General features: G+C 58.9%; 9 protein-coding genes. 6 read left to right on the forward strand and 3 right to left on the reverse strand.

Annotated features, from left to right (window positions below; all coding sequences use genetic code 11):
- Positions 1 to 122: 122 nt before the first annotated feature.
- The 3 genes from ACLQMU_RS01255 (at position 123) to ACLQMU_RS01265 (ending at position 4,975) form a co-directional block, all read left to right on the forward strand.
- A complete protein-coding gene (locus tag ACLQMU_RS01255; RefSeq protein ID WP_422148386.1) occupies positions 123 to 1,337 on the forward strand; it encodes an NAD(P)-dependent malic enzyme in 1,215 nt (404 codons plus the stop codon).
- Between the two features lie 208 nt (positions 1,338 to 1,545).
- The gene (locus ACLQMU_RS01260) at positions 1,546 to 3,456 is read left to right on the forward strand and encodes a substrate-binding domain-containing protein (RefSeq protein ID WP_422148387.1); all 1,911 of its coding nucleotides are present in this window, start codon (positions 1,546 to 1,548) and stop codon (positions 3,454 to 3,456) included.
- Between the two features lie 88 nt (positions 3,457 to 3,544).
- Positions 3,545 to 4,975, forward strand: a complete 1,431-nt coding sequence (locus tag ACLQMU_RS01265) for an aldehyde dehydrogenase family protein (RefSeq protein WP_424038988.1) — start codon at positions 3,545 to 3,547, stop codon at positions 4,973 to 4,975.
- A gap of 11 nt (positions 4,976 to 4,986) precedes the next feature.
- On the opposite strand, the gene ACLQMU_RS01270 is transcribed toward ACLQMU_RS01265, so the two are convergent.
- Together ACLQMU_RS01270 and ACLQMU_RS01275 are read right to left on the reverse strand one after the other, a co-directional pair.
- A complete protein-coding gene (locus ACLQMU_RS01270) occupies positions 4,987 to 6,048 on the reverse strand; it encodes a hypothetical protein (RefSeq protein ID WP_424038990.1) in 1,062 nt (353 codons plus the stop codon).
- Positions 6,049 to 6,371: 323 nt separating this feature from the next.
- The gene (locus ACLQMU_RS01275; RefSeq protein ID WP_422148390.1) at positions 6,372 to 7,580 is read right to left on the reverse strand and encodes a molybdopterin molybdotransferase MoeA; all 1,209 of its coding nucleotides are present in this window, start codon (positions 7,578 to 7,580) and stop codon (positions 6,372 to 6,374) included.
- Between the two features lie 584 nt (positions 7,581 to 8,164).
- Between ACLQMU_RS01275 and ACLQMU_RS01280 the strand changes: the two genes are divergently transcribed.
- The 3 genes from ACLQMU_RS01280 (at position 8,165) to ACLQMU_RS01290 (ending at position 13,037) form a co-directional block, all read left to right on the forward strand.
- Positions 8,165 to 9,415, forward strand: coding sequence for a DsrE family protein (locus ACLQMU_RS01280; protein ID WP_422148391.1), 1,251 nt, complete (start codon positions 8,165 to 8,167; stop codon positions 9,413 to 9,415).
- Positions 9,416 to 9,690: 275 nt separating this feature from the next.
- Positions 9,691 to 12,435, forward strand: coding sequence for an alanine--tRNA ligase (gene alaS / locus ACLQMU_RS01285; protein WP_424038993.1), 2,745 nt, complete (start codon positions 9,691 to 9,693; stop codon positions 12,433 to 12,435).
- 2 nt (positions 12,436 to 12,437) lie between these two features.
- Positions 12,438 to 13,037, forward strand: a complete 600-nt coding sequence (locus tag ACLQMU_RS01290) for an ArsR/SmtB family transcription factor (protein WP_424038994.1) — start codon at positions 12,438 to 12,440, stop codon at positions 13,035 to 13,037.
- Between the two features lie 192 nt (positions 13,038 to 13,229).
- Here the strand turns inward: ACLQMU_RS01290 and ACLQMU_RS01295 are convergent, their stop codons facing one another.
- Positions 13,230 to 14,066 (reverse strand): hypothetical protein, encoded by an 837-nt coding sequence (locus ACLQMU_RS01295; RefSeq protein ID WP_422148394.1) that lies wholly within the window; start codon positions 14,064 to 14,066, stop codon positions 13,230 to 13,232.
- Positions 14,067 to 14,073 lie beyond the last annotated feature (7 nt).

Genomic DNA, 14,073 nt, shown 5'->3' on the forward strand with positions numbered 1-14,073 from the left:
GAACGGCCCGTGGCCCCATATCCCTGGTAAAAAAACGAAACCAGATGCGGGAGGCCTCGCGGTTCCGGGTGGAGAAGGTTCATTACGGTTCACTGCGCTCTTCTCGTACAGGCAGGGTGGATATGCAGAATATTGCCGACCGCGACGAGATCTACCGGGAATCCCTCATGCTCCACGCACGGCACCGCGGAAAACTGGAGATCCGGTCCAAGGTCCCTCTCAGAAACAGCTACGACCTGTCCCGTGCATATACGCCGGGCGTTGCCGAAGTCTGCCGCAGGATTGCACAGGACCGGAACCTGGCGTACCGCTACACCCTCAAGGCAAACACCATCGCGATCGTAACCGATGGGTCGGCCGTTCTCGGTCTCGGGAACATCGGCGGGAATGCCGCCATCCCGGTGATGGAGGGCAAGGCGATCCTCTTCAAGGAGTTCGCCGGGATCGATGCGTTTCCCATCTGCTTTGAGAGTTACGAGACCGACTTTGTCGACCAGGTGAAAAATATCGCACCGGTCTTCGGGGGGATCAATCTCGAAGATATCGCGGCCCCGAAATGTTTCGAAGTCGAGGATGCACTGCAGGATATCGGGATACCGGTCATGCATGACGACCAGCACGGCACCGCGGTGGTCGTGCTTGCGGCACTGCTGAATGCCTGCCGGGTAACCGGGCGGACGTTCGAAGATCTCAATATCGTGGTCTGCGGTGCCGGGGCGGCAGGCTACTCCATCAGCCGGCTCCTCAAGTGCATCGGGTACGACCCGCTGGTCTGCACCATGGTCCACGAGATCACGGTCTGCGACACCCGGGGGATCATCCACCGCCGGCGCGAGGGACTCTACCGGAACAAGTATAAGTTCATCCTCGCCGAGGAGACCAATCATGCAGGCCGGACCGGCTCACTTGCCGACGCATTGAAAGGGGCGGATGCCGTCATCGGTGTCTCGGCTCCCGGTATTATCACGCAGGAGATGATCCGGTCGATGAACGCCAATCCCATTGTCTTTGCCATGGCAAACCCGGTGCCGGAGATCTGGCCCGACGCGGCAACCGAGGCCGGGGCGGCAGTGGTCGGTACCGGCCGCAGCGATTTTCCCAACCAGATCAACAATGTGCTTGCGTTCCCGGGTATATTCCGGGGGGCTCTCGATGCCTGTGCCACCTGTATCTCCGATGAAATGAAAATCGCTGCCGCCCATGCGATTGCGGCTTGCGTCAAAAATCCCCGCCGTACGCACATCCTGCCCAGTATCCTTGACAAGAACGTTACCCGTGCTGTGGCGCGGGCAGTCGCAGAGGCTGCAGCGTCTTCGGGCTGTATGAGGACAATCTGAGACAACCATCAGGGCCGGTCTCGTTTTTTCACCATCGGTTCTTCGGAATTACGGACCCTATCGAATCATTTATTGGGGATCGTAAGGATAAATTATTTTAATTAATAGTCCTGTCCGGTAAAGGCATAGTGGTGATTCACTACAAGGACAGGTGCTGGCGGTGATGGTGCACGAATTCTGGGAAACGTAGGCGACCGGGTGAGACGATATGGTAAAAAGATACCTTTCGCTCTGCTCTCTCGAAAACGCCCTGCATCTCCTTAAAACTTCATTTCCCGTGCCGGATCGCAGGGAAACCATCCCGGTTACCGCATCCCTCGGGCGTGTCGTGGCAGCACCGGTATATGCACCCTGTACCGTACCCGAGGTCAGTCTGGCCGCCATGGACGGCATTGCAGTAAAAAGCCGGGATACCCTTGGTGCTGGCGACCAGGCTGCGCTCACCCTGCGGGATTTTGCCCGGGTCAACACCGGGAATGTCATTCCCCCGGGATACGATGCCGTGATCATGATCGAAGACACGGTGGAGGATGGCGATGCGTTCCGGATCCGCAAGGCCGCAGCACCCGGCCAGCATATACGGCCGGCCGGTGAGGATATCCAGAAAGGCCGGCTGGTCCTTCCCCGGGGACACCTGATCCGGGCATTCGATATCGGCGCACTCGCCACGTACGGCATTACCTGCCTTGAAGTCAGAACGGTCCATGTCGGGATCATTCCGACGGGATCGGAACTGGTACCCCTTGGTGTCCGGCCGGGGCCGGGGCAGGTCGTCGAGAGTAACACGATTATGGCACAGGTGTACCTCGATGCAATGGGTGCGCACTGTACCCGGCTGCCCATCACCTGCGACGACAAGGACCTGATCCGGGAGGCGCTCCGCTCCGCAGCAGCGGCAAACGACCTTGTGCTCATCTCTGCCGGATCTTCGGCCGGTACACGCGATTTCACCGCAGAGGTGATCTCATCGCTCGGGACGCTGCTCTTCCATGGCGTCGCCGTCAAGCCCGGTAAGCCGATGATGCTTGGAGTGATCGGGGGTAAACCGGTGATAGGCCTGCCCGGCTACCCTCTTGCAGCCCAGACGGTCATACGTGAATTTGCCGGCACCCTCCTTGAAGAGTGGGGGCTTGCACCGGCCCAGAAATTCCCGGTCCCCGTAAGGCTCGCAACCCCGGTCAGTTCCGATCTCGGCTTCGACGAGTTTTTACCAGTCTCGGTGGGCCGGGTCGGCAGGCAGTACTGGGGCATGGCACAGTCACGGGGCCCGGTGGTTCAGATGGCAACGGTCCGCGCAAACGGCTATGCCCATATCCCGGCACCTGTTGAAGGATTTGAGGCGGGCCATAAACTGGACGTCTTTCTGACCACCGATCCTGCAACCATACAACGGACTATCCTGCTCTCGGGAGTTATGGATCCGGCGCTTGAAGAACTCGGGAATCTCGCGCGGGATGAAGGACTGTACATCCATGCCGGTAATACCGGGAACACCGGGGGGCTGCTGTCCCTCAGGCGGAATTCCTGCCATGCAGCTCCCATGATGATCCCGGAACCTTCACGTCAGTCAGCGTCCGGATTTGTCCGATCCCTGCAGGGGATGAGGGATCTTGCATGGATCCACATCGCCGGGATCGAGCAGGGAATCGCATCCAGGGAGCCCGTCTCCCCTGATGCACTGGACAGGCTCCGCTGGGTAACGGTGCGCAGGGATCTCTTTTCCCCTACCATTTTTGATGCGCTGCTGTCAGACAGTAACCTCGACCCGAAGAGATTACCGGGGATCACCTTCGAAGTCGGATCGTCTGCGGCGGTGGCTGCCGCAGTCGAGGCCGGGCAGGCCGATGCCGGCATCTGCAGCAGGCAGGCGGCGGAGGCACGCGGGCTCTGCTTTGTCCGGGTCGCCGACGAGCAGTATGAACTGGCCCTGCATTGTCCCATGCTCGACGATCCGTTGATCGCCCACTTACTGGCGCTGGTGAGAGGACAGGAGTTCAAAGCGGCGCTCATGCGACGGGGCCCGTATGACACCACGCAGACCGGCAGGGTATGCCGCATGCCTGCGGAACCTGCCGGTCCGGAGATCGGACGGGCCGGCAGCCCGTCCGGCCTTATTTAACCTCCCTTCTGTTGGATCTGCCGGTGCTTCTTTATAGGAATACGAAAGAAAGAACCATGAGACCTGAGGGTCTCGGGGACGAGACACCATGGATATGCTCATCAACGGGACTGCTGTCCCGGCCACGGACGAAGCCCGTATCGACGTGATAAACCCGGCGACGGGTGAACGTATAGATGCCGTCCCCCGTGGTTCGGATACTGACGTGAATGCGGCGGTTGAATCAGCGGATGCAGCCTTTGGCACCTGGTCGGAAAAGACCACGAGGGATCGGGGTCTTATCCTCTCCCGTGCTGCAGAACTGGTGCGAAGGGATCATAATGATCTTGCACAGCTCCTTACCCGGGAACAGGGGAAACCGCTCAGGGAATCCATCGACGAGGTGAGGGGATGCGCAAATATCCTCGAATACTATGCATCCATTGCCGGGCAGCCCGCCGGGGAGGCCGTGCACCTGGGTAAGGCCGGGGATTGCCTGGTGACCAGGTTCCCGCTGGGAGTCTGCGGGGCGATCATCCCCTGGAACATGCCCGTGATCATCATGGGATGGAAACTGGGGCCGGCACTCCTTGCAGGAAATACCCTCGTCCTCAAGCCGGCGTCGACGGCTCCTCTCACGAATCTTCGTATTGCATGGCTGCTGCAGGAAGCAGGCCTCCCGTCCGGGGTACTCAATGTCGTGACCGGCAAAGGAGAGACGGCCGGGGCGGCGCTGGTAAAACACCCCCGGGTAAGAAAGATTTCCTTTACCGGCGACTGTGCAACCGGCCAGAGGATACGGGAGATGGCAAAGGACCATCTCAAGACCCTCACGCTGGAACTGGGCGGATCCGACCCCATGATGGTGATGGCCGACGCAGATATCCCCAAAGCAGTTGACGGGGCACTCCGTGGCCGGTTCTACAACGCCGGCCAGGTCTGCACTGCGGTCAAACGGCTGTACCTGCACGAGAAGATCGCAGAAGAGTTCATGCGCCTGCTCACCGCCAAAGTTGAACGCCTGACCCTCGGAAACGGGCTCCTGCCGGCCACGGACATGGGCCCGCTGAACAACCGGGCGCAGTTCGAACGCATCAGTTCGCAGGTCAACGAGGTGACCGACCGGGAGGAAGGGACCATCAGTACCGGTGGCAGCCCGAAAACGGGACCGGCATACGGGCACGGGTTCTTCTACCAGCCGACCCTGGTAACGGATGTGGTGCCCGATGCAGCACTCCTTAAAAACGAGGTCTTCGGGCCGGTACTGCCGGTAATGACCGTGCCCGATCTCGGCGCAGCAATCCGGGAGGCAAACCGTTCGCGGTACGGTCTTGGTGCATCAGTCTGGACCCGGGATATCTCGACAGTAAAAGAGGTATACCGGCGTGTAAACGCCGGGATCATCTGGGTGAACCGCCATCTCACCATACCTCCCGAAGTGCCCTTTGGTGGGACGAACGAGAGCGGGATCGGCCGGGAGAACGGTTTTCACGCGCTGGACAGCTACACGCAGACAAAAACGCTGTTCCTGGGCTGGTAAAAAAAGATGCTCTAGGTACGCCTGCGGAGCAGGAGAAGTGCGGCGACACCCGCAAGGCACACCGCTGCCGGCACCGGTGCGCTCTGCGTGGTGGCAGGGAGCACGGTTGTGGCCGGTCCGGTGGGTGTAACCTGCACGCCCGTGGTACTGTTCAGAGTGACCCTGGTCACCGCTGCCGTGACGTCCGGCGATGCAAGTCCGGGAACGCTGCAGGTGTCCCCGGCACCGCTGCACCGGACCGTGAACCTGGCGGATGCCGTCACAGGCTGCAGGACACCGGAAACCGTCACCAGGTAATCACCCGGCGCAAACGTCGAAGTGTCCGCAGTAAAGGACCAGGTGTTCTGGCCGCCACTGCCGGGCATCACCGTGACCATGCCGCCGGCACCGGAAACTCCGGAGGACTCTGTTTTGGGGGTCGGGGTAAACGAGGCAGACGTAACAGATACCATGAGGTTGTCGCCTGCAGCCAGGTTGGTGGTCCCGTTGATGGTGATATTTTCTCCCTGCTGCAGGTCACCGATCGGGTTGATGGTTGTTGCAGGCTGGCTGACATAAAATGTGACGATGGCAAAGGTGTCGTCGATATTCTGGCTTCCGATTGCGTTCATCAGCGCGGTGACGGCACCAGTACTCTGGAGGCTTCCGCTGCCGGTGATCTGGAAAATCGGTTTACTCGTCTGGACATTTGTTACCATTCCGGAAGAAACATCATAAACTACATCGAACCGGCCGTTCTCCATCGGGTGCTGGATCAGCACAACGTACTCCCCGGCCGCGAGGTTTGCCGTATCGGATTTCTGGAGCTCGTACTCGTAGGTGTTGTCATTATTGACCTGAACGGTCGAGACTTTGACAAAATTATACCCGATAAACCAGATCTGGAGCCCCACCTGGGGGTGGCCGGTGGCGATGCCCTGGATATAGACCGGATCTCCCTGTGATATGGTGGTGATCGCTGTACTTCCGGGCGTGAGGGTTATCGCTGTTGCGCAGGGAATACCAAATGCAATGGCGAGCAGCACGAGGCAGATGGCACGGCATACATTCCCGGCAGGAGGGTAGTGCATCATGGCAGGACTTCCGTATTACTTATACCATCATCAGCGGATCCAGAAAAAACAGCTTGTTATGGAGATGTTCCGCCCGCGCGGGTTACGTAAATGATGCGAATGAGGGCGACCGACTGCTGTCCGGGAAAGCCCGCCGTCCCGTGACTGAAGACCGGGAGGCCGTCCCTGGCGGCCGGGTGGATCTGGGCCGGGTCTTTACTGATGATGGGAATGGCCGTGATCCGGCCGGGTGCTGCATCAAGAGGAATTTTTTTTAGTCGAAAGAACGGGGAATTCATGGACCGCAGACCCTGCACGTCACCGGGTGGCTGTAACGCATTGCTTTACCACAGGATCACATCCACCTCGCTACCCAGTTCCAGCCCTTCGCACCCGGACGGGATACGGACCAGCCCGTCGCTTGCGACAAGGGTGTTGAGCAGCCCTGCCTTGCCAAAGACCGGCTGGGCTGTCCCGTTTACCAGCCGGACCCGGAAATACTCCTCGCGGCCCTTCTGTGAGGGGATATTATCGCCCAGCGTGGCCCTTGTGGTATGCAGTAAAGCCTTCGTCTGGCCAAGCATCCGGTCGAGAAGCGGGCAGACGATAACAATGAAAACAACAAATGCCGAGGCCGGGTGCCCGGGCAGCCCGAAGACGGGTTTTCCATCGATCCTGCCGATAATGGTCGGTTTACCGGGCGCGATCGCGATCCCATGGACCAGCACTTCGCCCCTGCCGGCAACGACGCGGGCAGTCATATCCCGGTCATCCTTGGAACTCCCTCCCGACAGGAGGAGCACATCGCATTCCGGCAGTGCCCGGGAAATAACGGTTTCGAACGCCTCGTGTTCATCGGGCACAATCCCGTAGAACTTTGGGGTGCACCCGTACTCGCGGAGGTATGCCGCAAGCATGGAGGCATTGGCATCCCGTACCTGACCCGGCCCGGGGGTGGCCGTCACCGGCACGAGTTCGTTGCCCGTAGAAATGATCCCTACCACCGGTTTCTTTGAGACGATAACCGAAGTCCTCCCACAGGCGGCGAGCACACCGGCATCCCGCGGGGAGAGCCTGCGGCCGGCCGGGAGCACGACCGCCCCGCGCCGGTAATCATCGTCATGCAGCAGGATGTTCTCACCGTAGGAGACGGGGCGCTTTACCAGCACCATATCGCCGGTTTCCTCCGTGTTTTCCACCATGACAACCGCGTTGGCCCCCTTCGGGAGGACACCACCGGTCGGGATGTACACACAGCCGCCGTTTGCGACCGAAAACCCTGCAGCTGCGTGTCCCATGGCAACCCTCCCCGCACACCGGAGGAGTGCAGGGACCGATTCGCTGGACCCGGCCGTGTCTTCTGCCCGGACCGCAAATCCGTCCACGATGGACCGGTCGAAGCCGGGAATGTCCTCCCCGGCAATCACATCTGCACAGAGTACGCGTCCCGGTGCATGATCTGCCGGAATATCTTCAGTTACAGGATCCGGTGCCATCCCGACTGCGGTGGCAACCGCTTCAGGAACGGCGACAACGTGCAGGAACCTGCTCATAGGAAACAACCCGTCCGGCAATTCCGTATCCTGATCCGGTACCGTGTGCGGTTACTGTCGGTCACATTCCGAATCTTTTCTGTCTTCCCGGCCCTGCCCGGTGCCACGGGAACGTTGATTCCCCCGGTGATGCTGGTCTCCTGAAATGCCGTCCGGATCGCCTCCCGTCTCATGAGTAGCTGTTTTGGTGTACTCGTTTATTGGTTTACTTCTTTGGTATAATGGATGATGACAAGGATGATGACAACCGGCCTGGCGGTGGTGCAGAACAACCGCTGGATAGCATTATTCCCGTGGCAACGATTGTCAAATTGGCATAACAGCGGGAGAAACGGGGTGGCGGGAGCAAAAGGTCCTGCCGCAATGACGGCCGGTCCAGCCTGACGGTGGCAGCAAAAGAAGCAAAGACTTTAATGCAATCCGGTGAATTAAACACTATTTGCGACAATCTCTCCGCCACGATAGTAAAAACTCCCCCGTGGCTTGCACCGGTTGAGGGCTCCAGGGTGGATGTGCGAAAACCACTCCCCCTCTTCGGGGAGATCAGGTAAATATCCCGCATACAATCGTTAAGCCGGCAGATCATGACCTCGCATTTTTTTCTCCTTTCAGGCCCCGTTACGAGCGAGCGGCTTTCGTGGTTCGAGGAATCGCTCAAGTTTTACTTTATCCAGATCTGTCCTGAGTCCCTGTTGTTCCGGGCCACGACAAAGAGCCCGGTGTTCACCTTCTTCCTCACCGGGGATGCACTGACAAGCCTGGAAAACCCGGAGACCCGGCAGATCTGGTCTGTGATCCTCTCCTTTTCCGCTGTCAGGATCATCTGCGACCGGCAGGAACTGGATCTCCGCGGGGTCTCGGTCGAACAGCTTGCGATGAAAAATCCCAACCAGGTAATCGACCAGAACGGCCTTTCGCACAACAACCAGCCATCATTCTGGAATGATGTGGCGACGCTGGTCCGGCAGAACAGGCCGCCACTTCCACCGGCCTCGATCGGCTGGTTCGAGATCGAGTCCCCGTACATGCACAGGTCAGCATGGCACGGGCTGCGGTTTCTTTTCTCTGCACTGGAAAACCGGTTCTCGGTCGAACTGTATGCCTATCTCGATGGCATTCACCTGGGGCATACCGGACAGAGCCCGACCGAGTCGGAGAATATCGGGCGGGGTCTCGAGGATCTTTACGATCTGGCAGGAAAACAGGATCTTACGTGCCTGATCCTCGCATGCAACAGTTGTGCCACTGCACGGGGTTACAATACCTGGAATGACGGGAAAGGCGTAACTATCTCCACCTGTACCATAAAACCGTTCAAGATCCGGGACATGAACGCCATGATTGACCGGTTCGGGAAAAGCCACATTATCCTCTCGGAAAATGCCGGGTCCGTCCAGTTCCCGAGGAAAGAATCAGCTCCCTCGTTTGACCGGGCAGAGCAGAACAGCACATCCCCGCCGATCATAATCCTCATCACAAAAAACCCGTACAGCACCGGGCACGCATACGGGGCAATCGCGTTTGCCGTGGCGTGCGCCCATAAAGGGATCCTCACCCGGGTGGTCTTTCTGGAGGACGGGATTTATGCGCTGACCGGGGTCCTGAAGGTCTGCCCCGACTCCGTGGGATTTAACCTTCAGGACCTTATCGATGCAGTTGCCGGTAACGAAAACCTCCACCTGTTTGCTTTCTCTCCTTCGTTCCAGAAACGGGGCGTGGCCAAAAACAAGAACCTGAAGGCTGTGCTGGACATCGGCTATCCGGGTCTCGGGAAGATCCTGTTTTACCTGCCGGGGAACGTGGTGGCGGATCACCAGCGTGTGCTGATATTTTAAGGACGTGGGCGGGATTTGGGACTCCGGGACGCTGCTGCCTGCAGTACCCGGTACAATACGGATCGGTATTCACCCGTCCCTTTTCGGAAACCCTTTTTCCTTTGCGGGGTAAATCATAGATGAATGACAGGTACGCCAGCATGCCGGACTGACAGCTCGATCCTGGCAGACTTTTTGAGTACTGTTCCAGGAATATGGCTGCCCGCGTCCTACGGTGTCGCTGGCGTACAGCCATACGGGAAATTCCCGGTTTATACCCCACGGACGTGCGTTTAATGCTCGAAGAAGAATACCAGCTCGAATATTTTAAGAATCAGGGGTTGACACGGAAGATCTGCAAATCCTGCGGTTCTGCCTTCTGGACGCGCGACAGTTCCCGCGAGGTGTGCGGGGATGCACCCTGCGAACCCTACACCTTCATCGGGAATCCCGTGTTCACCTGCCATACGGTCGACGAGATGCGCGAAGCCTACCTTTCCTTTTTTGAAAAGAACGGGCATACCCGCATCGAGCGCTACCCGGTGGCCGCACGCTGGCGGGACGATATCTATCTCACCATCGCATCCATCGCTGATTTCCAGCCGTTCGTGACCGCCGGCATCGTCCCGCCGCCCGCGAACCCGCTCACCATCTCCCAGCCCTGCATCCGGCTCAATGACCTTGACTCTGTCGGGAAGTCCGGGCGGCACCTGACCACGTTCGAGATGCTTGCCCACCACGCCTTCAATACGCCGACCGAGGAGATCTACTGGAAAGACCGCACGGTCGAACTCTGCGACCAGTTCCTTGTCTCGATCGGCGGCGACCTCAACAAGGTCACGTACAAGGAACACCCGTGGATTGGCGGCGGGAACGCGGGCCCGAGCGTCGAGGTCATGATCGGCGGCCTCGAGGTCGCGACGCTTGTCTTCATGAGCCTCGGCCGGGAAAAAACCGACCACCCCGGCTACGATCTCAATGGCGAGATGTACTACCCGATGAAACTCCGGATTGTCGATACGGGATACGGGCTCGAGCGGCTGGTCTGGGCATCGAAGGGTTCCCCGACTATCTACGATGCGGTTTTCCCGGATATGGTCAGCCGGGTCATGAGTTCGGCAGGGATCTCGCACCTGCTCGAAAACAAGGACTATACGAAGATTCTCGCATTAAACGCGAAGTTTGCCGGGCTCATGGACATCTCCGGCTCCAATCTCTTCAACCTGCGAAAAAAGGTGGCAGCTGCTATCGAGATCTCGCCCGAGAAGCTCGACCGGATGATAACACCCATCGAAAAGGTGTACGCGATTGTCGACCATACCCGGTGCCTTGCGTACATGCTCGGCGACTGCATCGTGCCTTCAAACGTGCGGGAAGGGTACCTTGCCCGTCTCGTTATCCGCAGGACGCTGCGGATGATGAACGAGTTTAAGATGCAGGACTCCCTTGCCGATCTCATCGAAGAGCAGATGAAGATCATCGGTATGAAAAAATTCGAGCAGGATATTGCCATCGTCCGCGAGATCGTCGATCGTGAGGTGGAAAAATACGCGGTGACACTGGAACGGGGAACCCGGATCGTCCAGAAAGTCGCGAAGACCTACAAGGCGAAAAGCCAGCGTGTGCCGCTCGCCGAGATCATCACCCTGTACGATTCCCACGGCATCCCCCCGGAGATGATCAAGGATATTGCCGGAAAGGAAGGCGCAGTCATCGATCTCCCGGACAATTTCTATTCCCAGATCGCCGACATGCACTCCGAATCAAAGAAGGAGGCGGTTGTCGACAAGACTGCGGGCTGTACCGAGCGGGTCCGGGGGCTGCCGCCAACAAAGAAACTGTACTACGATCAGCCCGAGGACATCGAGTTCGAGGCGGTGGTCATCGACTTCTTCGATGAATACGTGGTGCTCGACCAGACGCTCTTTTACCCTGAAGGCGGCGGCCAGCCGGCCGATACCGGCAGCCTTGTCGGATCGGAGAGCATGGCACGTGTCGACGATGTGGTCAAGGTCGGCGAGGTCATCCTCCACCATATCAGCGGGGGCGTCCTGCAGCGCGGTGAGCGGGTCAAGGGCATGATCGACGAGGAACGGCGCTTCTCGCTGATGCGCCACCATACGGCTACCCATATCCTCCTCCACGCTGCAAAAGAGGTGCTCGGTGTCCATATCCACCAGTCCGGGGCGCAGAAAGGGGCCGAGAGCTCCCGCATCGATATCCGCCACTTCAAGCATATTACGGCCGATGAGCTGCACAAGATCGAGATTGCGGCAAACCGGATGGTGATGGCCAACCAGCCGGTCGAGATCTCGATCGAGAACCGTACCAGGGCCGAGCAGCTCTACGGGTTCTCCCTGTACCAGGGCGGGGTGCCGCAGGGCAAGGACATACGGGTGGTAAAAGTGGCCGGGGATATCGAGGCCTGCGCAGGGACGCACTGCCGGAGCACCGGGGAGGTCGGCATGATCAAGATCCTCCGGGTCGAGCATATCCAGGACGGGATCGAACGCATCGAGTTTGCCGCAGGGATCGCCGCTGTCTATTACCTGCAGCACCTTGAACAGATTGTCACGTCATCGGCGGACATCCTCTCCGTGCAGATCGAGAACCTCCCGCCCACGGTCACACGGTTTTTCACCGAATGGAAAGACCAGAGAAAAGAGATCGAACGCATGAGCCAGAAACTGGTGGATCTGGAGATAAAAACGATCCGGCCCGAGACCATCGGCGGGGTTCCGGTCGTTGTAAAACGCATCGATCTCGCACCGCGCGAGCTCGCGACGATCGCAACCGTGCTCTCTGAAAAAGGCGGGGTGGCTCTTCTTGCCACCCCGGGTGAAACCGCAAGGGTTGTCCTTGCGTCGGGCGATTCACGGGTGAACGCCGGGGAGATTATCGGGCAGGTGTGCAGCCTCCTTGGCGGCAAGGGCGGCGGAAAACCCGCGATGGCGCAGGGCGGCGGGCCGGATGCCGACAAACTCGATCTCGCCCTGAACGTGGGGCGCGAGCGCATTATTGCGGCGCTGCAGAAGAGTTAACCATGACCGGGGCTGTGGTGGTGCTGGAACCGGGCGATGAACGGGCGCAGAAGATCGCAAAAGCCATGGCAAGCCAGACCGCAAGCGATATCCTCACCCTCCTTGCTACCGGCACAAAAAGTCTCACCGATATCACTGGGCAGCTGAAAATTCCCCTTACTACAGCACAATACCATGCCGAAAACCTGCTCAATGCCGGCCTCATCACCGTTGCTGAAACCCGGTACAGCATAAAAGGGCGCGAGGTTAAAATGTACTCGCTCACCGATCAGCTCCTGATCGTCGCGCCCCGGCAGACCAATGTCAGGGCCCTGCTCCTCAAGTACGGCTCACTTTTCGGGATCGTTGTTGCCGGGACGATTGCCGTCATCGTACTTTCACCCATCTTTTCCTACCAGAATGCGATTGAGGCAGTGCCCTCTGCGGCACCCCGGGTGGGGTCGGGAGCCGGGATGTTCGCGGCAAAAGCCATGGCGGAAAATGCCATGGTGCAGGAACTTCCCTTCGATCCTGCGCTTGCCTTCTTTTTCGGCGGGGTTTTTGTCATCTTCATCCTGCTCTGCTACGAGGCATATCTCTGGCGGAAGAGACGCTACCCCTGAGATCTGTTTTTTTGGGCGGAATGCTCCCGGATAAGCGGTATATGATTTTACCCGGGCTGGTATCCATAAAACCCCTGCCGGATGGTGCCTGCTGCAATCCAATGCAGGAAGGCTGCCTGCGGCGGGCGCATCCCCCAATCGCAGGGACGGTCCCGGTCCTGCCGTCAAAGGAAAAAAGTATCGTGGGGTATTCTATTTACGGTCTTTTTTGATCCTGACAGCAACCAGCATGGCGATCCCGAGCGCTCCGATCACGACAACCACCGGCAGGGACGACCTGGTCGTGGAGGGGGTAGGGATCGGCGTATAGGTGACCAGTTTCGTGGTGGCGACCGGTGGCGGGGTCGTGATCGTGGGAATGGTCGTTGCCACGGTCGGGGCAATCACGTGGAAGGTGACCGTGGTAATGGCACCGTTGGCATCGGCGAACTTGACCTTGTAATCATCGGGCTGGGTCACGGATATGGTCTGCGAAAAGACGCCGGCTCCGTTCTGGATATTATTGGTCGTCCCGATATACTGGGGGCCGAATACCCGGCCTGCCGATGCACCATCGACCTGGAGCTGTATGCCTTTATTCCCCCCGTTCTTGAGCGAACCCGAAATCACGAGCGCATCGGCCAGGTCCTGGGTGGTCGGGGAGTTGATGGTGAGGTCGCTGGAACGGTCGGTAAGCGTGATAATCTGGGTCAATGCGGAGTCGGAGCTCGGCGTTACAACACCGTTGAACTGGATCTCGACCTTGTACTGGCCGCCGGGGAGACCGGTGGTATCGAAGAGCGCGTACTGGGTGAGCTGGTTAGGCTGGGTGGCCATGGCCTGGCTGTCGATCAGCGTGGAAGTGTACTGCGACTGGTAAAAAACCAGGTTGAAACTGGTCCCGGCAGGGAAATTGGAGTCAACCGAGCATTTTATGGTCTGGCCGACCGGGATGGTGAGAGGAGAACAGTTCAGGTAAATGCCATACGCGGATGCCGACCCTGCAAGGAACAGGGAGAGCAGGAGAAGGACGGGGATAAACTTACTCATGACTACA

It is taken from the genome of Methanoregula sp. (genome assembly GCF_052325125.1).
Lineage (GTDB): Archaea > Halobacteriota > Methanomicrobia > Methanomicrobiales > Methanospirillaceae > Methanoregula.

What these genes read in the sequence shown, in the direction of transcription:
- ACLQMU_RS01255 (WP_422148386.1), top strand. Translation starts at nt 123, where the DNA reads ATGCAGAATATTGCCGACCGCGACGAGATCTACCGGGAATCCCTCATG.
- ACLQMU_RS01260 (WP_422148387.1), top strand. Translation starts at nt 1,546, where the DNA reads ATGGTAAAAAGATACCTTTCGCTCTGCTCTCTCGAAAACGCCCTGCAT.
- ACLQMU_RS01265 (WP_424038988.1), top strand. Translation starts at nt 3,545, where the DNA reads ATGGATATGCTCATCAACGGGACTGCTGTCCCGGCCACGGACGAAGCC.
- ACLQMU_RS01270 (WP_424038990.1), bottom strand. Translation starts at nt 6,048, where the DNA reads ATGATGCACTACCCTCCTGCCGGGAATGTATGCCGTGCCATCTGCCTC.
- ACLQMU_RS01275 (WP_422148390.1), bottom strand. Translation starts at nt 7,580, where the DNA reads ATGAGCAGGTTCCTGCACGTTGTCGCCGTTCCTGAAGCGGTTGCCACC.
- ACLQMU_RS01280 (WP_422148391.1), top strand. Translation starts at nt 8,165, where the DNA reads ATGACCTCGCATTTTTTTCTCCTTTCAGGCCCCGTTACGAGCGAGCGG.
- alaS (WP_424038993.1), top strand. Translation starts at nt 9,691, where the DNA reads ATGCTCGAAGAAGAATACCAGCTCGAATATTTTAAGAATCAGGGGTTG.
- ACLQMU_RS01290 (WP_424038994.1), top strand. Translation starts at nt 12,438, where the DNA reads ATGACCGGGGCTGTGGTGGTGCTGGAACCGGGCGATGAACGGGCGCAG.
- ACLQMU_RS01295 (WP_422148394.1), bottom strand. Translation starts at nt 14,066, where the DNA reads ATGAGTAAGTTTATCCCCGTCCTTCTCCTGCTCTCCCTGTTCCTTGCA.